This window comes from Bacillus sp. FSL R5-0447, assembly GCF_038606125.1.
Classification (GTDB): domain Bacteria; phylum Bacillota; class Bacilli; order Bacillales; family Bacillaceae; genus Bacillus; species Bacillus velezensis.
On sequence record NZ_CP152012.1, the window covers coordinates 248,159 to 270,908 of the forward strand.

Genomic DNA, 22,750 nt, shown 5'->3' on the forward strand with positions numbered 1-22,750 from the left:
TGATGAAATGAGCTGTCCTGAACAGATCGTGCAGCTTATGCATAAGCATCTTGATGGAGATATCCTTCCTGAAGATGAAAACGTATTAAAACAACATTTGCAGTCATGCGGGAATTGCAAACGGCATTTTCATGAAATGGAGAAATCCGTAGCACTCGTCCGAAGCACATCGCATGTCACGGCCCCTGCTGATTTTACTGCCAAAGTTATGGCGAATCTTCCAAAAGAGAAAAAACGCGCTTCTGTAAAACGATGGATAAAAACTCATCCGATGATTGCAGCCGCAGCGGTTTTTGTGATTTTAATGGGCGGCGGTTTTTTCAACAGCTGGCATAATGACCACAATTTCAGTGTGTCCAAACAGCCGAACCTTGTCGTGCAGAATCACACGGTCACCGTCCCTGAAGGCGAGACCGTAAAGGGCGATGTCACAGTAAAAAACGGCAAGCTGTTCATTGAAGGAAAAGTCGACGGCAATGTGACCGTCGTCAACGGAGAAAAATACATGGCCTCAGCCGGACAAGTCACCGGGCAGATTGAAGAGATTAACCAATTGTTTGACTGGGTCTGGTACGAACTGAAATCGGCGGGCCAGGGCGTCGTGAGCGCTTTGGATCCGAGTGAAGATGAGTAAAGCGTATAATCGCTTTACTCTTTTTTTGTACATCGCCGCTCTGGCTCATTTCACTTGAGAAATCAAAATGTGGTATAATGAGCACGCTATATGATGTACATATTGCTCATGCAGCACAATTCATAACAGAAAAACGAAATGACTGAATTCTTGGAGGACGAGGAAATGGCTTTTGAGGACATCCCATTTTTGCAATACCTCGGCAATGCCGTTGATATTCTCCTTGTTTGGTATGTGATATATAAATTAATCATGGTCATACGCGGGACGAAGGCGGTTCAGCTTTTAAAAGGAATCGTCGTCATCGTATTGGTCCGGATGGCCAGTTCATATTTGGGACTCAGCACGCTTCAGTGGCTGATGGACCAAGCGATAACATGGGGATTTTTAGCGATCATCATTATATTCCAGCCTGAGCTGAGACGGGCGCTTGAACAGCTCGGACGGGGCCGGTTCTTTTCCAGGAGCGGAACCCCCGTGGAGGAAGCGCAGCATAAGACAATTGAAGCGATTACAAAATCGATCAGCTACATGGCGAAACGCCGCATCGGCGCACTCATCGCCATTGAGCGCGATACGGGAATGGGCGATTATATTGAGACGGGCATCCCGCTTAATGCGCAGGTCAGCTCGGAGCTTTTGATTAATATCTTCATCCCGAATACACCGTTGCATGATGGAGCGGTCATTATGAAAAATAACGAGATTGCGGCGGCTGCCTGTTATCTGCCGCTTTCTGAAAGCCCGTTTATTTCAAAGGAGCTGGGGACGCGTCACAGAGCGGCTGTCGGCATCAGTGAAGTGACGGACAGCTTAACCATTATTGTATCTGAAGAGACGGGCGCCATCAGTGTGGCCAAAAACGGAGACCTTCATAGAGAATTGACGGAAGAAGCACTGAAAGAAATGCTTGAAGCCGAGTTTAAGAAAAACGCCAGAGATACTTCTTCTAACCGCTGGTACTGGAGGGGCAAGAAAAATGGATAAATTCTTAAACAACCGCTGGGCTGTAAAGATCATTGCATTGCTCTTTGCGCTGCTGCTTTACGTTGCGGTTAACAACAACCAGGCGCCGACTCCGAAAAAGCCGGGGGAATCCTTTTTTCCGACATCAACGACTGACGAGGCTACGCTTACTGATATTCCTGTAAAAGCATACTATGATGAAGCGAACTATGTCGTCACCGGCGTGCCCCAGACCGTAAATGTCACGATTAAAGGCTCGACAAGCGCGGTGAAAAAGGCGAGACAGACGAAGAATTTTGAGATATACGCCGATATGAATAAGCTGAAGACCGGGACTCATAAGGTCGAATTGAAGGCGAAAAACATATCGGACGGACTGTCGGTCTCCATTAACCCGTCAGTCACGACGGTTACGATCCAGGAAAAAACGGCTGAGAGTTTTCCCGTGGAAGTTGAATACTACAATAAAAGCAAAATGAAAAAGGGATATACCCCTCAGCAGCCGATTATCAGCCCGAAAAACGTGCAGATTACAGGTTCGAAAAATGTGATTGATAACATTTCACTTGTCAAAGCATCCGTGAACCTAGAAAATGCAAATGAGACCATTGAAAAGGAAGTGAAGGTGACCGTCTATGACAAAGACGGCAACGCACTTCCTGTTGATGTTGAACCGTCAGTCATTAAAGTGACGGTTCCCGTAGCCAGTCCGAGCAAAAAGCTTCCTTTCAAAATCGAAAGGAAGGGAAGTCTTCCGGACGGGGTGAGCGTTGCGAGCATTGACTCGAATCCGAGTGAGGTGACGGTTTACGGCCCGCAGGATGTGCTGGATTCACTTGAATTTATTGACGGCGTATCTCTTGATTTAGGCAAAATTGATAAAGATACCGATATCAATGCCGATATCCCGCTTCCTAAGGGTGTCACTAAGGTATCACCGGAAAAAATCACGCTTCATGTTAAAGTGGACAGTGAAGACAAAAAGGATTTTGACAATGTCGGAATCAAGACGGTCGGACTGGGAGGCTCACAGCAGATTGAGTTTCTCGATCCTGAATCGCAGGCGATAAATATTACGGCCAAAGGCTCTCCCGCCAACATTAAGGCGCTGAAAAAGTCGGACATTGAACTGTATGCCAATGTCTCGGACTTGGATGACGGAGAGCACTCTGTAAAGCTTGAAGTAAACGGCCCGCAAAACGTCACATGGTCCCTGTCAAAAGACACGGTTAAGATCAAGCTGACTTCTAAGAAAAACACAAGTTCAAATAAAAATGACGGCGGCTCCGCTGATTCCGGCAATAAGAACGGCACAAGCGGAGACGCAGACAAAGACAAGAACAAGAACCGGGAAGATGACACTGACAGCGATCAGAATAAAAGTCAAAACCAGGATCAAAATCAAGACCAGGATGAAGACGGATCAAGCGCTGATTCTTCTTCAACAGAATGAAAAAGGAGCGATACAAAATGGGCAAGTATTTTGGAACAGATGGTGTAAGAGGTGTTGCCAACAGCGAGCTTACGCCAGAGCTGGCCTTTAAAGTTGGGCGTTTTGGCGGTTATGTCCTGACCAAAGATAAGCAGCGCCCGAAAGTGCTGATCGGCCGTGATACACGTATCTCCGGACATATGCTGGAGGGAGCCCTTGTCGCCGGACTTTTATCGATCGGAGCTGAAGTGATGCGCCTCGGCGTTATTTCTACGCCGGGGGTATCCTATTTAACGAAAGCCATGGATGCTGAGGCGGGCGTCATGATCTCCGCTTCTCACAACCCCGTACAGGATAACGGAATTAAATTTTTCGGAGGGGACGGCTTTAAGCTTTCTGATGAGCAGGAGGCCGAGATTGAACGTCTTATGGATGAACCGGAAGATAAGCTGCCGAGACCGACAGGCGCGGACCTCGGGCTTGTAAACGATTATTTTGAAGGCGTTCAAAAGTATCTGCAATTTTTAAAGCAGACGGCGGACGAAGATTTCACAGGCATTCATGTAGCGCTTGACTGCGCTCATGGTGCGACATCATCCATTGCGACGCACCTTTTTGCCGATCTCGATGCTGACGTGTCTACAATGGGGACGTCTCCGAACGGATTAAACATTAATGATGGCGTCGGGTCTACACACCCGGAAGCGCTGAGTGCTTTCGTCAAAGAAAAAAACGCCGATATCGGCCTTGCGTTTGACGGAGACGGCGACCGCCTCATTGCCGTTGATGAAAAAGGAAACATCGTCGACGGTGATCAGATTATGTACATATGCGCGAAGTATTTGAAATCAGAGGGCCGTCTGAAGGATGATACCGTCGTATCGACTGTGATGAGCAACCTCGGTTTCTACAAAGCGCTTGAAAAAGAAGAAATCAAAAGCGTTCAAACGGCAGTCGGCGACCGCTATGTCGTAGAAGCGATGAAAAAAGACGGCTATAATGTCGGCGGCGAGCAGTCAGGGCACCTTATTTTCCTTGATTACAACACTACTGGCGACGGTCTTTTGTCCGCGATCATGCTTGTGAATACGCTGAAGGCGTCCGGCAAAACCCTTTCAGAACTTGCGGATGAAATGAAAAAGTTCCCGCAGCTCTTAGTGAACGTGAAAGTGACGGATAAATATAAGGTAGAAGAAAACGCTAAGGTGAAGGCCGTTATTTCTGAAGTGGAAAAAGAAATGAACGGAGACGGCCGGATTTTAGTGCGCCCGTCAGGCACCGAACCGCTCGTCCGCGTGATGGCCGAAGCGAGAACAAAAGAGCTTTGTGACGAATATGTCACAAAAATCGTGGATGTCGTGCGGACAGAAATGGGAGCGGAGTAGCGAAGTTTATAAGCAGAGAGCGAACAAGACAAGTGCGATCAGCATAATATGATAGTAAACATGATGCCGGGGCGGCAAAAAATAATTGACCGTCCTTGGCACATGCTGTAAAATCAAGCTTGTTCAGCCTTTGTTTTTCACTTGCAGGAAAGGCGGGATTGTTTGCATCTTTTATAATTACAGCGCCCGAACTAAGCGCCCGAAAAACGGCTTAGTTGACGAGGATGGAGGTTATCGAATTTTCGGCGGATGCCTCCCGGCTGATTCATTTAGATCACAGCCGTAAGGATTTCTTCAAACCGGAGGGGCGACTCTCCGAACAAAGAGAAATCACATGATCTTCCAAAAAAACATGTGGGAGGGGACGATTGAAAGTCCCCTTGTAATTTGACTTTCTTCGTCTCCTTTTGCACCTTTAGGAGGAAGAAAATATGTGTGGAATTGTAGGTTACATCGGTCAGCTTGATGCGAAAGAGATTTTGTTAAAAGGATTAGAGAAGCTTGAGTACCGCGGTTATGACTCTGCCGGTATCGCTGTGGCGAATGAGCAGGGCGTGCATGTGTACAAAGAAAAAGGCCGCATCGCCGACCTTCGTGAAGTGGTAGATCACTCGGTTGAATCTCAAGCGGGAATCGGCCATACACGCTGGGCGACTCACGGCGAACCAAGCTTCCTGAACGCTCATCCGCATCAAAGCGCACTCGGCCGCTTTACACTTGTTCACAACGGTGTGATCGAGAACTATGTTCAGCTGAAGCGCGAATATCTTGAAAACGTTGAACTGAAAAGCGACACGGACACTGAAGTAGTCGTTCAAATGATCGAGCAATTTGTGGCGGGAGGACTTAGCACAGAAGAAGCGTTCCGCAAAACACTGACTCTGTTAAAAGGCTCTTACGCAATTGCATTATTTGACGGTGAAAACACAGACACCATTTACGTTGCAAAAAACAAAAGCCCTCTGTTAATCGGCCTTGGAGATACGTTTAACGTCGTGGCATCTGACGCGATGGCTATGCTCCAAGTAACGAATGAATACGTTGAGCTTTTGGACAAAGAAATGGTGATCGTGACAAAAGACGAAGCCGTGATTAAAAACCTTGACGGTGAAGTCATGACACGTGCGTCTTATATCGCTGAGCTTGACGCCAGTGATATCGAAAAAGGCACATACCCTCACTACATGTTAAAAGAAACGGATGAGCAGCCGCTTGTTATGCGCAAAATCATCCAAACGTATCAGGACGAAAACGGCAGACTGGCCGTGGCCGGCGATGTCGCTGACGCCGTGGCGGAAGCGGACCGCATTTATATCGTGGCTTGCGGAACGAGCTACCATGCCGGTCTTGTCGGGAAACAATATATTGAAATGTGGGCAAACGTACCGGTTGAAGTGCATGTAGCGAGTGAATTCTCTTATAACATGCCGCTTCTGTCTAAGAAGCCGCTCTTTATCTTCCTTTCTCAAAGCGGAGAAACAGCGGACAGCCGCGCCGTGCTTGTTCAAGTCAAAGCGCTGGGTCACAAAGCGCTGACGATCACAAACGTTCCGGGATCAACGCTTTCCCGTGAAGCGGATTACACATTGCTTCTGCACGCAGGCCCTGAGATCGCGGTTGCATCAACAAAAGCGTATACGGCTCAGATTGCCGTGCTTGCGATCCTTGCGTCCGTTGCAGCAGAACGCAACGGTGTTGATATCGGTTTTGATTTAGTCAAAGAATTAGGTATTGCGGCAAACGCCATGGAAGCCCTCTGCGACCAGAAGGACGAAATGGAAATGATCGCACGTGAGTACCTGACTGTTTCAAGAAACGCTTTCTTCATCGGCCGTGGCCTTGACTACTTCGTGTGTGTCGAAGGCGCCCTGAAGCTGAAAGAGATTTCTTACATCCAGGCGGAAGGCTTCGCCGGCGGCGAGCTGAAGCACGGAACAATCGCTCTGATTGAAGAAGGAACACCGGTCTTTGCGCTGGCGACACAAGAACACGTCAACCTGAGCATCCGCGGAAACGTGAAGGAAGTCGCAGCCCGCGGCGCCAACACTTGCATCATCTCGCTGAAAGGCTTAGAAGACGCAGACGACAGATTCATCCTGCCGGAAGTCAACCCTGCGCTTGCTCCGCTGGTATCTGTTGTGCCATTGCAGCTGATCGCTTACTACGCTGCACTGCACCGCGGCTGTGATGTTGATAAACCGCGCAACCTTGCGAAGAGTGTGACTGTGGAATAATATATTTAACCCCTTTGGTTATTAGCCAGAGGGGTTTTTTAATGCGGAAATGAGAATTACATACTCTTTGCGATTGTAAAGAAATCCCCTTTTATATATTGAAAAGGAGTAACACCTGCTTTATAATACGAGATGCATTCCGGTTAACATCCATAAATGTAATCATTAGTAAATCGTTTAGTGCATGCCTCATCGGAAAGTAATCATCTCCAGCAGTTTTCATCATGAATATCCATTATATAAATGTAATCAATCGATTACACATCCACATTATGATTAAAAAAGACTTTAAAATCCCTTTTGTATTTGTCGGCTCCTGCCTCTTTATGAATACCTCGACTAGATATGAAAATAACAACATTTTTGCAATAATCCGGTTCAATCCTTAAAAAAGTCCTGACAACACTGATAGGAGTGGAATGATGTCAAACCTTTTAGAAATCAGAAACATCAGCAAATCTTTTGGTCATAAAGCTGTTTTAAAGGATGTTACATTCAATGTGCCTGCCGGATCAATTGTCGGTTTTATCGGTGATAACGGCGCAGGCAAGTCAACAACATTTAAAACGATATTAGGATTAATCTCTCAGGATAGAGGTAAAGTGAAAATCTTTGGTAAAGAGAATCTGGATAAACATATAAAGTTCAAAGAAAATATTGGGGTCGTATTTGATGCGATGAATCTTCCTGCGCACCTTACGATAAAGCAGCTGAATCATGTATTTAAGAAACTATTCGGTGCTTGGGACCAAGATCATTTTTACCGGTTGGTTCATTCTTTCTCTTTGCCTATGGACAAAAAAGTGAATTCATTCTCGCGCGGCATGTCAATGAAGTTATCCGTAGCTGTTGCTTTGTCGCATAATGCAAAATTATTACTCCTGGATGAAGCAACGGGAGGGCTTGATCCCTCTTCAAGAGATGATCTGTTAAATGAATTAAAAAGCTTTGTGAGCAAAAGCAACGGCGGTATTTTACTTTCATCGCACATTATGACTGATGTCGAGAAGATAGCCAGCCATATCGTTATTATGAAAGATGGCGAAATTTTATTAAATGAAGAGAAAGATAAGGTTCTTGAAAGCTATACCGTTATAGACGTTGATGAAGGCCGATTGGCTGAGCTTGACGAAGATATCGTTCTAGCAAAAAGGGATCGTGGATCTTATTGGAGTGTGCTTGTATCGGATCAACAGAAATTGCCGAATGGCGTAACGGCCAACACCATTTCCATAGAAGAAATCAGCGTCTTTTTAACGAGGAGTGAAAACATTGAGAGGTCTGTTACTGACTAACTATTACCTGGTTTATCGGAGTTTCTTTGCATACACGGGGTTGGCCATATTGGTATCAGCAGTCATTTTTTATTTTGGGGATGCTTCAATGCATCGTTTTGTTGCTATGCTGATTATTTTGTTTGTCGTCATGCCCGCACTTGAGGTTATAAAGTATGAGAGCAAGTCTGGCTATGACAGGTATGTCCTGACTTTACCGGTCAGCAGAACAAATATTGTTCAAAGCCACTATGTCTTTTATCTTTTGATTGTTGTGATCGGAGCTGTAATATCTTATGGTATTTTCCTTGTATACAGCCTGGGTTCTGATGAACCAATTGACGGCATATTTAATATTGTCTCTTTTGGAACGTTCATCGTTCTCTTTGCCGGTGCAATCGTTTATCCTCTTCTCTACATGATAGGCCCGGAAAAATCCGATGCTATCGTGATTGGAGGAGCAATGGGGGGACTTTTTGCTACGTTTGGATTGCAAAGTGTCGTTGGGTATGTAGCAGAACAAGTACCGCTGTCATTTTTGCACATAAATCCTTCTTTATATGTCCCGATTATATATCTCATGATCGGCGTTATCTTATATATCATTTCATTTTTCATTGCCGCAGCTATATATCATAAAAAAGAATTTTAGCAACTGATCAAATTACAACAGGATAAGACATGGCACGGGCTCATAAATTCACTTTAACTCCAAGCAGACAGCCGCCCGCACAATGGGCGGCTGTTCTTCTAATTAAAACTGCGTTGTCACATCGTACTCATAATCAATCTTCAATTTCACATTTTTCATAGTCGATTTTGCTGTTGCGAGTGTGTTGTATTTAAAATTCCAGATGCTTGAGACTGAGAGGTTATCATCCAGTGTGATACCGTAATTTCCTTGAGTGGAGCTGTTTGCAAGTGCACGGTGCCACACTTTATTTTCTTCCGACATGATGTAGTGGCTTGTATTTCCTTGGCTTGGTGTTTGGGTTGCGGTGGTGTTGATTCTTTTCACTGTGGCGTCTCTTGGAATGCTTGTCTGTTTGGTTAAGTCGAGTCTAAGAACAGTTGAATCTGATCCATTCGGACTGAGGCTTGTGTTCCCTTTATTTTCAGCTGTACCGCTGAATGAGAAGGTCTCACTGCCGGATTTGATTCGGTCGTAAATAGAGAGTGTAAAGTACATATCGTCAGTGTAGGAGCCGCGGGACACTTTCACGTAGAACGTCTCGTTATTTTCTTTCGCATCTGTATTCGCATAGATAAAAGGTAGCGCCGTATCAGGATTTATCACTTCTGTGCCTTTACTGATCAGTACTTTATTTTTATTATAAATTTCAATGTCCATTCCCTTGTATTCACTTCTTGTTGAACTCCTGACATAAAGTCTTTCTCCCTTATTTGCCGTGAAAGTGAAATACGAATCTTTTTCCCCTTTTGGCAATATGGCAGTATCAATATTTTTATATTTCCAGTAGCCTACCGGATTGGCAGTTTCAAATGAATGATTTCCTGTAATGGCGCTTATTTGTAACGAGTTCTTTTGAGACGCAGAGGCTGAAGGTGAAGATGCAAACAATGCGCCTGATAATACGATTGCACTGACAAATAGAATCAATATACACTTCTTCATGGAAAAATCCCCCTTTTTGACTACATCATACATAAAAACATTAGCTATGTAAACATTTGTTATTTAAGGTTAAAATCTACTGGAAGACAGCCGATAAAAACACTAGAACATCATCTCAAGCGGAGGTTAAAAACATGCGCCTAAACGCTCGTTATATAAAAAATCAAGTAATGGCTCAGCAAGTGCTTCAGCGGTATTCTTCCAAAACAAATGTGAAAGATGCGGCAAAAGGGCCGGACAGCTTATTGATTCAGGCAGGCGGGACCCGCGATCTGAGCCAGGTGAATTATTCAAGGAGCGGTGTCACTGAGAAAGGGAGCAGCCTGTCCCGTTTATATCAATCTGCAAATCAGAAAACGATTACGGATAATGGGAAAGAGACGGTAATAGACGCTAATAATCCGTATGAGTCTGAGAGTGATATTGCGAGCAAGATTCTTGATGAGAAATACAGCCGTATCAATGAAATTAATAAACGAAAACCAGATCCTTTGCATTATATTAAGGACAAATACCAGCGTGCCGATTCACCTTATTTCAGAAGTGATTTATCAGAATCGGAGCGTCAGGCCGCTTATCATAATGAAACGGAATGGCTGTTTAAGGGGAAAGCCCAAAGCTATGATTTCCGTGATGCGGCGTTTCGGGGTGAAACGCTCAACGGAGAGATTCAAGTCGAAAATGAAAAGGTGTTTCAGCGCGGGCAGGTGAATCAGCAGATAGATATGCTTTTTCATCGGAATCATATTCAGATTCCGCAGGGTGCGAATCTTACATTTACGATATCACCGATTGATTATCTGTTAAAAGTGAGCGGGACTGACGATAAAGATCTCACTCAGCAGATTGAAGCCGTCTTAAACTCCGGGGAAAACAGCAAAGAGCTGTTTGCGCACATCATTCGCAGCCGGAGTGATGATTCCTCGCAATTTACGGCGGAAGCGTATGAGAAATATCAAGTCGTTCGGGAAATGTACGAGGTGACCGGCTATCATCTGAAAGACTTGCAGATCGTGGACGGAAAGTACGTCACAGAAGACGGCCGCGACCTTTTAGACGTCTATAAAGAAGCGCTGCAGCAAGATCCTTTGTTGAGACATACGGCGGCAGAAGCGGCCGCCCATTACGGACAGGGGCTCACGAAGCTTGCGAGAACGGGTTATGACGCCATTCCTGATTTGGTTCTGTCCATTGAGTATAAAAACGGATCTCTGCGTGATGTCGGCCAAAGCAGGCAATACGGATCTGGGGATACAGATTGGCTTTCTGAATGGAAACGGGAGCTGGGTGTGCGTATATAAAAATGAGAAAAAAGCTGACAAATGATGCCGTCAGCTTTTCTTTATGCGTTTACTTAAAACTCCTCATACTCCGCCGGGTCTTGGCCGTTTATGCGTCCGTCGGGGCGGGTAAGCGAGTCGATGATGCTCATGTCGTTTTCATCAAGGGAGAAATCAAAAACGGAGATGTTTTCAAGCTGGCGCTCGGGCGATGCTGATTTTGGAATCGGGATGGCGCCCAGCTGGATATGCCAGCGTAAAATGACTTGAGAAATGGTTTTGCCGTATTTGTCCGCAATCCGTCCGAGTTTTTGATCGTTCAATACTTCGCCGGCGCGGGATAACGGACTCCATGATTCTGTCACGATGCCCTGTTCTTCGTGCCATTGGCGCTGCTGCTGCTGATTAAAAGCGGGATGCAGTTCAATTTGGTTGATGCCGGGCTTTACGCCGGTTTCACGTTCGAGCCGTTCGATATGCTCAGGCAGGAAATTGCAGACGCCGATGGATCGGATCAGGCCCCATTTTTTCGCATCAATCAGTGCCTTCCATGCTTCCGTGTAGCGGTCTTGTTTCGGGTTCGGCCAATGGACGAGATACAGGTCATAGTAGTCCAGACCGGCGCGGTATAAAGATTCTTGGATGGTTTGTACAGCTTTGTCATAGTCATGGTAGCGCCCGGGCAGCTTGGACGTCACGTATAGCTGTTCTCTCGGAACAGAGCTTCTCTTGATGGCTTCTCCGACCGATCCTTCATTTTCATAGTTATAAGCGGTGTCAATCAGACGGTAGCCGATATCAATGGCGCTGGTAATGGCATGAACGCCGTTGTTTCCATTAAGAGCGTATGTACCGAAGCCGATCGCGGGAATGCTTGTCCCATCCAGCAGTTTCTTTTGCGGAATTGCTCCAGTCATCATTAAATCCCTCCTTGTTTTCTACTTTACCATTATTCTTACAAATGAAACATAATAATGGAAGAAAATGAGATGATCCGCACATGAAAAAAGCTGACGGAGAACCGTCAGCTTTAAATTTGAAACATCCATGCTACGACGGGGCCGAAGACCGACCCTAACACGGCGCAGAGCGTCATGGAAACAGAGCTCATGGAGACCGTTAATTCTCCGTACTCCATTGCTTTTGAGGTGCCGAGCGCATGGGAAGCGCTCCCGAATGCAATTCCTTTCCCGAGTGAGCTGCGGATGCGGATCCACTTGAGAAGCAGCGGTCCTAAGATAACGCCGGAAAACCCTGCGATCATGACGAACACGACTGTCATGGAAGGGACACCGCCGATACCGGACGCAATCTGTATGGCGACAGGCGTCGTAATTGATTTTGGGATAATTGACAAAATCAAACTCCGACTGATGCCGAACAGCTCTGCAAATAGCAGGCCGCTGACCATTCCGGAGAATAAACCGGCCAACACGCCGCCGATGATCGGAAACATATACTTGATTAACACCCGGCGCTGCTTATAAAGCGGGTATGCCAAAGCCACCACGGCGGGTCCGAGCAGTGAATTGATCCATTGTCCGCCGATCATATAGTCTTTATACGAAATATGAAAAACAAGCAGCACGGCAATAATGAAAATCGTAGTCGTCAAAACCGGTATGAGAAAGGGATATGGAAAGCGCACATATAATTTCACCATAGCCAGATAGGCGGCGGCCGTGAACAAAATTATAAGGATTGCGATACATGCTTGCTGCACTTCTTTTTCTCCTTTCTCTGATTGGCTTTGTGCTCTAACAGCTGGCTGGCGTACCCTGCGGCGATCATTGTGACGATGGTGCTCAGCACGATGATCAGAAACAGAGCAGCCCCGCTGGCGGAAAACAGTGACGGGTAATTGATGACGCCCGTCATGGCCGGAATGAATAACAGCGGAAGAAAAGACAGCAAAAATCCGGCTCCGTCTTCAATCATTTTGACGGGAATGATCTTAACCGATAAACATATGATCAGCAGGATCAAACCGATGATACTTCCTGGAATGGGCAGGTGAAAGAACTGCTGAACGGCTCCCCCGATAAAGGAAAATGCGAATAAAATAATGATTTGCAGTATGATGCGTATGACTTTCACGACAATGCTGTTCTTTGGAGAAGAGCAGCTTCCCCCTTTCTTGATGCTTCGGTAAGTTTCTTTACTTTTTGCGCATATATTTGTACTATACAAATATATGTATGCAAAATCTTTCTATATGTTTTCTGAGTAAATGTGCATATGTTTGTATTATACAACTAATATTGCTGTTGTCAATTGTGAGGAGTGAGGCTGTTTGTCAAAACAAGATCCGATTGAATTAATTGAATATGAGCTCACCACTTTTATCAGGAGAGCTGTTTATCTTGATAACTCCGACCGTAAAATCGGACATCTGGAAAGGGCTGCGTATTTGTTATTACGGCAGCTGGATGAATTCGGACCGGCGCGTGTGAAGGAATTGGCCGAATCATTTAAGCTGGATATTTCCACATTGTCACGCCAGGCCGCGGCCTTGGAGTCGAAAGAGCTGATCCAGCGTTTTTCCGATCCTTCTGACGGGCGGGTCAGTCTGTTTGCGATTACGAAGCTTGGCAAACAGAGGTTAAAAGCTGATAAAAAGATGCGTCTTGAGCGGTATCATCGTATGCTTGACGATTGGTCCGGCGATGAAAAAGAAATGTTCGGCCGGCTTTTGCTGCGGCTGAATGAGGCATTTATCGATTAATGCATGATTTTTGCCGAGTTAAGCAGGATTATGGCGTATACAAGGGAGAATGGAAGAGGGTAAGGCTTTACGCCATTCTGCTTAGCAAAAATAATATTGAATAGGGGGCGGAACATGTTTCTCCAGGGGACATCCTGTTTCTCGGAGGCTGCGGCATTTATTATCTCAATATTCATAATTCAATAAAAATGAAAGCGCTTTATTTTTGGTTTGTTGATTTAGGGTGCAAGGTGTTTACCTGAAAAAAACAATTGTATTTTTCATGAAAATTTATTATGATGGAATAAGGAAATTGGAGATTATATAACAATAGAAAGATAGAATATTTCTAATATTGCGGGAAATGAAGAGTGAGTTAGGTTCAACAGGTGCACCTTCTGCTTCATTATTTCACATATATCAGAGCTGTTAAGAGGAGGAAGCGAAGTGGCAAACAAAGAATTAAAGAGAGGCTTAGGCGCGCGTCATATACAGATGATTGCGCTGGGCGGCACGATCGGTGTCGGTTTATTCATGGGGTCATCCAGCACGATCGGATGGACCGGGCCGTCTGTCCTGCTGGCTTATGCGATCTCGGGTATCTTTATCTTTTTTATCATGCGTGCGATGGGCGAAATGCTCTATGTAGAGCCGAGTACAGGGTCGTTTGCGACATTCGGCCATAAGTATATACATCCGTTAGCCGGCTATATGACGGCGTGGAGCAACTGGTTTCAATGGGTGATCGTCGGGATGTCTGAAATTATCGCCGTCGGTTCGTATATGAAATATTGGTTTCCTGATCTGCCGGCATGGATTCCCGGCATTATCGCCATGGCCATTCTCGGTGCGGCGAATTTAATTTCGGTAAAATCTTTCGGTGAGTTTGAATTTTGGTTTGCCATGATCAAAATCGTCACCATTATTCTGATGATTGTGGCCGGAATCGGGATTATTTTCTTCGGTTTCGGTAACGGAGGGCATGCAATCGGATTATCTAATTTATGGTCGCACGGCGGTTTCTTTACGAATGGTTTTTCAGGATTTTTCTTTGCCTTGTCTTTGGTCGTTGCGGCCTATCAAGGGGTCGAACTGATCGGGATTACGGCAGGGGAAGCGAAGGACCCGCAAAAAACGCTGCGAAGCGCGATTCAGAGTATTATTTGGCGGATTTTAATTTTCTACATCGGTGCGATTTTCGTAATCGTTACCGTATATCCGTGGAATGAGCTTCACTCACTCGGCAGTCCGTTTGTTTCGACATTTGCGAAAGTCGGGATTACGGCGGCGGCCGGTTTGATTAACTTTGTTGTGATTACCGCTGCGATGTCCGGATGCAACAGCGGGATATTCAGTGCGGGACGCATGCTTTATACATTGGGCGTGAACGGACAGGCCCCGAAATTCTTTAAGAAAGTTTCTTCGAGCGGTGTGCCGATATTCGGTACGCTTGCGGTATTAATCGGACTTGTGATCGGTGTCGTGCTGAACTACATCGCGCCTCCGAAAATTTTTGTCTATGTGTACAGCGCGAGTGTGCTGCCGGGAATGATTCCGTGGTTCGTCATTTTAATCAGCCATCTCGGTTTCAGAAGAGCGAAGGGCGCTGAGCTTGATAAGCATCCATTTAAAATGCCTTTTGCGCCGTTTACAAACTATTTGACGATCGCTTTCTTACTCATGGTATTGATCGGCATGTGGTTTAACAAAGATACGCGGGTTTCTTTGGTTGTCGGGGTGATTTTCCTGGCGATTGTGACGGTCAGCTATTATGCGTTCGGTATCGGCAAGCGCATGCCTGGTGAAAAATCGAAAATAGAAGACGCTGTATAATTCAAAAAGACACCTCTCTTACAGGGGTGTCTTTTTCGGCTTGTCCGCGAGTGGTATACTGGTTAAAAAAAGCAGAACCGGGGGAAACATCGATGAGTCATTACCGTACGTTATTATTTGATATAGACAATACGCTGCTGGATTTTACCGCTTCAGAAACCGATGCCCTTCAAAAATTGTTTCAAGGTTCAAAGCTGGAGCTGACGGCAGAGGTGGAAGCCCGTTATAAAGCGTTAAATCAAGGGCTGTGGAAGGCGTTTGAAGAGGGGGAAATGACCCGCGATGAAGTGGTGAATACACGGTTTGCCCTTTTGTTTAAAGAATACGGCCTCGTAGCCGACGGCGTGCTGATGAATCAGGCGTACCGCCAATACTTAGAAGAAGGGCACCAGATGATAGACGGAGCTTATGAGCTGATTGAACGGCTGAGTCCTTTATTTGATTTATACATCGTGACGAACGGCGTCTCAAGATCACAATATAAGCGGCTGGGCGACTCCGGTCTGTATCCGTTCTTTAAAGATGTGTTTGTATCTGAGGACACGGGTTTTCAAAAGCCGATGAAGGAATACTTTGATTACGTGTTTGCGAGAATTCCCGGTTTTTCTGCCGAGGGCGGACTTATTATCGGCGATTCACTGAGCGCGGACATAAAAGGCGGCCAGATGGCGGGAATGGATACGTGCTGGTTTAATCCCGGAAAGAAAGCAAATGAGTCCGGAATCATCCCGACGTACGAGATTCATTCGCTTGATGAGCTGTATGATGTGCTGAACGTGGAGGTTGTCGCTTTATGATTTCTCAATATATGTATAATATAATTTATATCAAGTTGTCTCAGGAAGGATTATTATGAAAAATCTTTCTTCAATTAGTACAAGAGTGCTCATAGAAAAAACCATTATTTGGTTTTCCTTATATTCTATTATCAGTTCTATTTTTAAAACGCCAACTTTCACGGCTTCGGAATCCGCTTACCTGCTGATAATCACCATTTTTTTAGTCGTCAACGATCATATCAGATTAAAATACCTAAGCGGTCAGTATTCTTTTAGATATTATGCATCTTTTTTAGTAAGTAACCTTTTATCAGGCATTTTATTGTTTAAAATTAACTGTCTCGGTTCTCAAATATATAATATTTTCTTACTGATCGAGATTATTGTAACAACTCGTAAACTGCCCTGGACTGTAGTAAGCCTGCATTTTATTATTTTTTTTACAGCTCTTAAAGCAGCAGGGACCAGCGGGAAAGATATATTGATGTCCTATTTAGTGATCATGGCTATTATTTATCTGTTTAGAAACGTACTGCTCGAAAAAGCAAAAATACAAACATTAAATAAAGAATTACAAAGTGTAAACACTAAACTTAAGAATTATTCTCAAAAGATTCAAGAGTTAACTATTTCTAAAGAGCGGACAAGAATTGCACAAGAGCTTCATGATTCCCTAGGGCATTATTTGATCGCATTAACAATGAATCTTGAATTCGCCGATAAAATAGTCAGTAAAAATCCCAGCGAGGCTAAACAAGTCATCAATAAGTCACATGATTTATCGAAGGAGTGTATTATTAACCTGAGAGAAGCTGTCGCTTTGCTCAATGACCCTGCTCCTCAAAAAGGGCTTCTGAAATCGATCAATGAGATTTTTGAAAATTTTCAGCAAACAAATGAAATAAAATTCGAGCTTGATATGGACAATAAAGTAGAGTCAGCTGATCCTGATATCAAGAATTGTCTCTATAAAACAGTACAAGAGTCTATAACGAACGGGATAAAACATGGAAATGCTACGTTTTTTTCAATAAGAATACGTAAGTCTTTTGAAAAAATCTCTATATCGATAACTGATAACGGAACAGGATGTTCTGAAATTAATAAGTCAAATGGAATAAAAGGAATAGAGAAAAGATTTGCTGCACTTGGAGGAGAGGTTGATTTTCATTCAGGGCTAGATTCAGGATTTACTGTGGAAGCCGTAATCCCCGAGATAGCAGATCTTTAATCCGAATGTGAGGAGGTATTGATATGGATATTATCATTGTGGATGATCAGCAAATTGTCAGGGAAGGGCTTAAAATGATTCTGAGTCTGCACGAGGAAATTAATATTGTAGGCGAAGCTTCTAATGGTGAACATTTATTAGATTTGCTAAAACAGATAAGGCCTGAAATCATTTTAATGGATATAAGAATGCCCATAATGGACGGCATTGAAGCAACAAAGCTAGTTAAAGAGAGATATCCGGATATTAAAGTGATTATCCTGACAACCTTTAATGATAGTGAATACATTTTTACTGGACTGAAAAGCGGTGCTGATGGTTACATACTGAAAGATTCTGATTCACAAGAAATTATTGATTCCATCAAAACAGCATGTGAAGGCAATATTCTGTTAAATCCTAAGGTAACGCTAAAAGTTGTAAAGGCTCTAAATTCGGTAGAACATAATAAAGAACTTGTTCAAGAAAATAATGAAAAGGAACAGCTGGTGCAATTGCTTACTCCCAGAGAAAAAGAAGTCGCTAAACAGATTATGGAAGGGAAAAGCAACAAAGCTATAAGCGAAGCACTTTTTATTACTGAAGGCACAGTCAAAAATTATGTATCAAGAATACTGGAAAAACTTCAAATGAACAATCGAACGGAGCTTAGCTTATATTTACAAAAGCATATGTGATTCAACTTTTTTCCTTCAATCAGAAAGGAATTTCATCAAATTCCTTTCCTCCATTTTCTTCTGAATATATCCGGACTTACACCTTCCGTATATGACTAAAGTAACAATGAGATTCCTAACTAAAGTAATAAGGTAAATGAGTACTATAGTAAATTCTAAAAATATTCCATTCAGGTTAAAATAAAAGAACCGAAATACCACGAGGGGTGTTTTAATTATGCTCGAATTAAAAAAACTTACCAAAAAATATGATGACTTTACGGCAGTTAATAATATTTCGCTGACTGTAGAAGATGGAGAAGTATTCGGACTATTGGGTCCTAACGGTGCCGGCAAATCAACAATGGTTTCTATGATTAGCACTGTTCTTGCACCTACCAGCGGGACAATTAAAGTAGATAATAAATCACTTAAGGAAAAACCTATTGAGATAAAAAAAATAATGGGGGTTGTTCCACAGGATTTAGCTTTATATGAAACGTTAAGCGCCAAAGATAACTTGAACTTCTTCGGAAGCCTTTACGGGCTGAAAGGGAAAAAGCTAAAAGAAAGAACTGATGAGGTTCTGGAGATTATTGAACTGACAGATAAAAAAAATCAAAATGTATCAGAGTTTTCCGGGGGAATGAAACGCCGGGTCAACATAGGTGTGGCGTTAATGAATAATCCTAAATTATTAATTCTTGATGAGCCTACAGTAGGAATTGATCCGCAATCAAGAAATCATATTCTTGAAACAGTAAAAAGGCTGAATAAAGAAAAAGGAATGACTGTTATTTATACCAGCCACTACATGGAAGAAGTAGAGTATCTTTGCGAGAAGGTGGCAATTGTTGATCATGGATCTCTTATTGCTTTAGGAACGAAAGAAGAACTCAAGGAAAACTTAAATGCTTGTGACACTTTAACCGTTACTTTTAAGGGTGCTGATGAAGAGGCACTCAGCCGGATAAACAGCATTACAGGAATTGATAAAGTGACGGTAGATCATAAACAAATTTCAATGCTTGTATCGACGAAGGAAAGAAACATCATTGAAATTGTAGATGATATCAAAAATCTGGGGATCGACCTCACTAGCTTTAAGTACGAGGAAGTAAATTTGGAAAGCATTTTCCTTCAAATTACAGGGAAAAACCTAAGAGATTAGTAGGAGGAGGCTATCTTGAGAAAATTATTCAACTTATTTTTTCTTGATTTTAAGCTGTTAACAAAAAATAAGTCATTTTATTTAAAGCTGATGCTGTTTCCATCACTGCTAATCCTCATATTGGGCAGTGTGTTCAGTAATTCAGATTCAAAAATCGAAGCATTTGATGTAGCTTTTTACTCAGCAGATTCAGGGGAGAGTGTTTCTTTAGGTGATATCTTAAAGGATAAAGTTTTTAAGAAAGGCGATCTCAAAGATATCATTCATTTAAAAGAAGCTGAGAGCTACAATGACGGTGAAAAATTAGTTAAAGAAGGAAAGGCTGCAGCTTTTATCTATGTACCGGAACACTTTACGAAAGCCGTTATGAACAACGGGAAAACAAATATCGATTTAATTGGAGATAATAACAAGACCATAGATAAAAATATTGTTCAGGCTGTTTTGGAGGGCTTTACGAAAAGCGTGAAAACAATGAGCGCTGAGCAACAAGAAGTAATAAAACATATCAGCTCCGGCGGCAGCGTACCAAAAGAAAAAATAGAAAAAATGATGAACGATTTGGCCGATAATGACGGGATCTCCGCTGATATCCCAAAAGCAGCGACAAATAAAAATGCGGTTCCTGTCGATTCCATGCAGTATTATTCAATTGCAATGGTTGTCATGTTTTCCATTATGACGGCTTTTGTGCTTGTTCACAGCATTGTTGATGAGCGGCAGAATAATACGCTGTTCAGAATTAAATCTACACCGACTTTAAATATTCAGTATGTGCTTGGAAAGTTGACAGGTATTATTTTTGCGATCTTAATGCAGATGACTGCTGTTATTCTGATAAGCTGGGTCGTATTCCGAATGAACTGGGGCAACTTGTTTGATATTTTTGTTATTACGGTAGTATACGCATTTGCTATAGGCAGCATTGTATTGTTTTGGGGTTTTACCGCTAAGGACCACGTGGCGGTGTCCAGTATGGCTTCTCCGGTTCTTTATATTTTTAGTTTTTTGGGAGGCAGTTTTATTTCTAAGAACGGACTGCCTGATAGCTTGAGGGTTGTTCAAGAGATCATACCGAACGGTAAGGCAATAAACTCTTATTTAAAAGTCAAACAGAATATTGGTCTTAGCGGCATGTATATTGATTTGCTTGAGCTAATTGGTATTGGTCTCATCTTTGTCTTTATTAATATTATGGTATTCAACCGGAAGAAGGTGGCGTAGTAGTGCAATTGATTGCCATGATTAAACATCAGCTGAAACTGATGCTCCGAAATAGATTAGCAATTTTTGCAACGATTTCGGTGCCGTTAATCCTTACATTTTTGTTCTCTTTTTCTCAAGATACGGATAGCAAAGAGAACTTGTATATAGCCAATGCTGATAAAAGTAACTATGCTGCAAAGCTCATTGAAATGATAAAAGAGCATAAAAATATTAAAGTTATAAAGCTAACGGAAAATGAATTAAAGAAAAAAGTCGATGATCAGGATATTCCTTTTGGGGTCGTTATTGAAAAAGGTTTTGGAAAGGATTTGACGGACAATCACAAGATAAAAATGAAAATCATCCAAAACTACGAGAACGGCAGCGGAACATTGTTAGAGCAGCTGGTCACAAATGAGGCGGGAACTCTTAAAAAGGTAGTTAAAGATTCGCAATATATGTCTGCACAGTTGCATACGGACTCAAAAGATATAGAAAAGAACATTTTCAAGAAATTGAAAAACAATTCAGGAATAGAAGTGAATGACAAAACATTAAGTCAGGGTGAACATACTCAGGATAATGCGACCGTGAGATTAATTGGTTTTCTTGTAATGTTTATTTGGTTTGTTGTTATTCAAGGGTTAAGAACACTTATTGATGAAAAAGAGAATAATACTTTCAGCAGATTACTAAGTACGCCTATAAACTATACAAAATATGTTTTATCCAAAATGGCTGCTACTTATATTTCCGGAATCATTCATATAATCGTTATTATACTTGCGGGAAAATATTTACTCAAGATCAGCATAGGTCATAACATCTTTGCCATCGCTGTTATGCTCGCTGTTTATTTATTTGCATTGACCTGCATTACGATGATTATGGTTCCATTTATGAGAAGCCAAAAGCAGTTTACTTCTGCCGCATCGATCATAATTGCAGTAAGCGGGATGATAGGCGGTTCCTTTTTCTCATTGGAAATTGCTCCAAAATATATGCAGGTTATTTCTAAATTTACACCCGAAGCATGGGCAATACAGTCTTTAAACAACATTATCTTTAGTAAGAGTACCTTAGGAACTGAATGGCTTCCGATCGTAATTTTTGCAAGTGTCGGCTTATTAAGTATTATTGTATCTTTCATCTTAATAAGCAGGGAGATTAAAAAAAAGAAAAATTAAATCAACAATAATCTGATAAAATTAACAGATCAAAAAGGACGTGAGGGAATTGGGTATGGAAGAACTATTTGGAATGGCTGAATTAATTATAGGTGTACTCATGAATGTATTTATCGGTAAAATCGGGCAAGTTGCTTTTGGAAAAGATAACAGAACAACAAGGATCATTTTAAGAGTAATAGGAATCTTCCTCATCATCAACGGAGTTTCAAGAGCATTTCATATATAAAATGAGATAGTAAAAAACATCCTTTTCAGGGTGTTTTTTTATCGGGTTATTACAAAATTTCTGAGGTGAATTATGAAAAAAATATTTTGTCTTCCGTATGCAGGGGGATCAAGTGCAATATACTATAAATGGAGAAGGTTAATGAGTGACTCTTTAACAATACATCCTATTGAGTTAAAAGGAAGAGGTACAAGAATTAACGAAGATTTTTATGAACATATAGATGAGGCTGTTAATGATATATATGATCTGATAAAGGATCAAATCAGGGAGTGTGATTATGCTTTATTCGGCCACAGTATGGGAGGCCGATTAGTTTATAAGTTATATAGTAAAATTGCTGAAATGCAGCAGAAGAAGCCAAATCACATATTTTTCTCCGGCTGCGGCATTCCTAAAACGAAAAAAGCAGAGGGGATGATTCATGCTTTGCCGGATAATTTATTTTTGCAAAGAATCATGGATATGGGCGGGACTTCGGAAGAACTGTTACATAACAAGGAATTACAACAATTATATCTTCCTATTTTAAGAAGTGATTTCAAAATGTTGGAAGAGGATGTGATTTCTGAAAATAAGACTGTTATGGACTGTGATATAACAGTGTTGCATGGTAATAATGACAAGACGATAAGCTCAGATTTAATATGTAATTGGGGACATTATACTTTAGGGAAATGCAATTTTTATACGTTTGAAGGAAATCATTTTTTTATTCATCAATTTTCGAATGAAATAACTGACATTATAAATAAAACCTTGAGATGAATTTTTGATTAAAAAATCGGGAGTGTTACTTTGTCCCGGTTTTTTTTTTATGTTAATACGAAAAATAAAAACTAGGTTAATGTGCTTAGGTGTTTTCCCCCCCCTAATTGACAACTCTTAAACATTTGTATAATATTTCTTAAAG

General features: G+C 42.4%; 22 protein-coding genes. 18 read left to right on the forward strand and 4 right to left on the reverse strand.

The annotated features are described in order from the left end of the window. Window positions 1-7: 7 nt before the first annotated feature. The 7 genes from rsiW (at window position 8) to NYE68_RS01540 (ending at window position 8,577) form a co-directional block, all read left to right on the forward strand. Entirely contained in the window at window positions 8-634 is a 627-nt protein-coding gene (rsiW, locus tag NYE68_RS01510) for an anti-sigma-W factor RsiW (RefSeq protein ID WP_011996220.1), read from the forward strand. 165 nt (window positions 635-799) lie between these two features. Further along, a complete protein-coding gene (gene cdaA, locus NYE68_RS01515) occupies window positions 800-1,621 on the forward strand; it encodes a diadenylate cyclase CdaA (protein ID WP_003156763.1) in 822 nt (273 codons plus the stop codon). Beyond that, window positions 1,614-3,053, forward strand: a complete 1,440-nt coding sequence (locus NYE68_RS01520; protein ID WP_324636170.1) for a YbbR-like domain-containing protein — start codon at window positions 1,614-1,616, stop codon at window positions 3,051-3,053. The genes cdaA and NYE68_RS01520 overlap by 8 nt, the downstream gene beginning before the upstream one ends. Window positions 3,054-3,070: 17 nt before the next feature. Beyond that, on the forward strand, window positions 3,071-4,417 hold the full coding sequence (gene glmM / locus NYE68_RS01525) for a phosphoglucosamine mutase (RefSeq protein WP_007408011.1): 1,347 nt from the start codon (window positions 3,071-3,073) through the stop codon (window positions 4,415-4,417). 431 nt (window positions 4,418-4,848) lie between these two features. Continuing rightward, window positions 4,849-6,651: a glutamine--fructose-6-phosphate transaminase (isomerizing) gene (gene glmS, locus NYE68_RS01530; RefSeq protein WP_011996223.1), complete on the forward strand. Its 1,803-nt coding sequence runs from the start codon at window positions 4,849-4,851 to the stop codon at window positions 6,649-6,651. Between the two features lie 422 nt (window positions 6,652-7,073). Next, window positions 7,074-7,946 carry an ABC transporter ATP-binding protein gene (locus tag NYE68_RS01535; protein ID WP_254003799.1) on the forward strand — a complete coding sequence of 291 codons (873 nt, stop codon included), beginning with the start codon at window positions 7,074-7,076 and terminating at the stop codon, window positions 7,944-7,946. After that, the gene (locus NYE68_RS01540) at window positions 7,924-8,577 is read left to right on the forward strand and encodes an ABC-2 transporter permease (protein ID WP_031378865.1); all 654 of its coding nucleotides are present in this window, start codon (window positions 7,924-7,926) and stop codon (window positions 8,575-8,577) included. Before NYE68_RS01535 ends, NYE68_RS01540 begins: the two co-directional genes overlap by 23 nt. A gap of 102 nt (window positions 8,578-8,679) precedes the next feature. On the opposite strand, the gene NYE68_RS01545 is transcribed toward NYE68_RS01540, so the two are convergent. Continuing rightward, on the reverse strand, window positions 8,680-9,561 hold the full coding sequence (locus NYE68_RS01545) for a hypothetical protein (protein WP_254003517.1): 882 nt from the start codon (window positions 9,559-9,561) through the stop codon (window positions 8,680-8,682). A gap of 134 nt (window positions 9,562-9,695) precedes the next feature. Between NYE68_RS01545 and NYE68_RS01550 the strand changes: the two genes are divergently transcribed. Next, entirely contained in the window at window positions 9,696-10,862 is a 1,167-nt protein-coding gene (locus NYE68_RS01550) for a DUF4885 family protein (RefSeq protein ID WP_254003518.1), read from the forward strand. A 53-nt stretch (window positions 10,863-10,915) separates the two neighbouring features. On the opposite strand, the gene NYE68_RS01555 is transcribed toward NYE68_RS01550, so the two are convergent. The 3 genes from NYE68_RS01555 to NYE68_RS01565 form a co-directional block, all read right to left on the reverse strand. Next, complete coding sequence (locus NYE68_RS01555; protein WP_079891354.1) at window positions 10,916-11,761, reverse strand: aldo/keto reductase; 846 nt, start codon at window positions 11,759-11,761, stop codon at window positions 10,916-10,918. A 110-nt stretch (window positions 11,762-11,871) separates the two neighbouring features. After that, entirely contained in the window at window positions 11,872-12,564 is a 693-nt protein-coding gene (locus NYE68_RS01560) for an LrgB family protein (protein ID WP_007408978.1), read from the reverse strand. Then, window positions 12,534-12,938 (reverse strand): CidA/LrgA family holin-like protein, encoded by a 405-nt coding sequence (locus tag NYE68_RS01565; protein WP_003156751.1) that lies wholly within the window; start codon window positions 12,936-12,938, stop codon window positions 12,534-12,536. Before NYE68_RS01565 ends, NYE68_RS01560 begins: the two co-directional genes overlap by 31 nt. 196 nt (window positions 12,939-13,134) lie before the next feature. Between NYE68_RS01565 and NYE68_RS01570 the strand changes: the two genes are divergently transcribed. The 10 genes from NYE68_RS01570 (at window position 13,135) to NYE68_RS01615 (ending at window position 22,605) form a co-directional block, all read left to right on the forward strand. Beyond that, a complete protein-coding gene (locus NYE68_RS01570; protein WP_003156749.1) occupies window positions 13,135-13,566 on the forward strand; it encodes a MarR family transcriptional regulator in 432 nt (143 codons plus the stop codon). A 426-nt stretch (window positions 13,567-13,992) separates the two neighbouring features. Then, complete coding sequence (locus NYE68_RS01575; RefSeq protein WP_113766581.1) at window positions 13,993-15,378, forward strand: amino acid permease; 1,386 nt, start codon at window positions 13,993-13,995, stop codon at window positions 15,376-15,378. Between the two features lie 92 nt (window positions 15,379-15,470). Further along, on the forward strand, window positions 15,471-16,175 hold the full coding sequence (locus NYE68_RS01580) for a YjjG family noncanonical pyrimidine nucleotidase (protein WP_324636167.1): 705 nt from the start codon (window positions 15,471-15,473) through the stop codon (window positions 16,173-16,175). 55 nt (window positions 16,176-16,230) lie between these two features. Then, on the forward strand, window positions 16,231-17,388 hold the full coding sequence (locus NYE68_RS01585) for a sensor histidine kinase (RefSeq protein ID WP_053573794.1): 1,158 nt from the start codon (window positions 16,231-16,233) through the stop codon (window positions 17,386-17,388). Between the two features lie 23 nt (window positions 17,389-17,411). Beyond that, window positions 17,412-18,065: a response regulator transcription factor gene (locus tag NYE68_RS01590; protein WP_033575107.1), complete on the forward strand. Its 654-nt coding sequence runs from the start codon at window positions 17,412-17,414 to the stop codon at window positions 18,063-18,065. A 217-nt stretch (window positions 18,066-18,282) separates the two neighbouring features. Beyond that, window positions 18,283-19,215 carry an ABC transporter ATP-binding protein gene (locus NYE68_RS01595; protein WP_024084826.1) on the forward strand — a complete coding sequence of 311 codons (933 nt, stop codon included), beginning with the start codon at window positions 18,283-18,285 and terminating at the stop codon, window positions 19,213-19,215. A gap of 15 nt (window positions 19,216-19,230) precedes the next feature. Next, window positions 19,231-20,439 (forward strand): ABC transporter permease, encoded by a 1,209-nt coding sequence (locus tag NYE68_RS01600; protein WP_053573793.1) that lies wholly within the window; start codon window positions 19,231-19,233, stop codon window positions 20,437-20,439. 2 nt (window positions 20,440-20,441) lie between these two features. Further along, window positions 20,442-21,608, forward strand: a complete 1,167-nt coding sequence (locus NYE68_RS01605; protein ID WP_033575109.1) for an ABC transporter permease — start codon at window positions 20,442-20,444, stop codon at window positions 21,606-21,608. 55 nt (window positions 21,609-21,663) lie between these two features. Beyond that, window positions 21,664-21,837 carry a hypothetical protein gene (locus NYE68_RS01610; protein WP_223203784.1) on the forward strand — a complete coding sequence of 58 codons (174 nt, stop codon included), beginning with the start codon at window positions 21,664-21,666 and terminating at the stop codon, window positions 21,835-21,837. A gap of 72 nt (window positions 21,838-21,909) precedes the next feature. Beyond that, on the forward strand, window positions 21,910-22,605 hold the full coding sequence (locus NYE68_RS01615; RefSeq protein ID WP_053573791.1) for a thioesterase domain-containing protein: 696 nt from the start codon (window positions 21,910-21,912) through the stop codon (window positions 22,603-22,605). Window positions 22,606-22,750 lie beyond the last annotated feature (145 nt).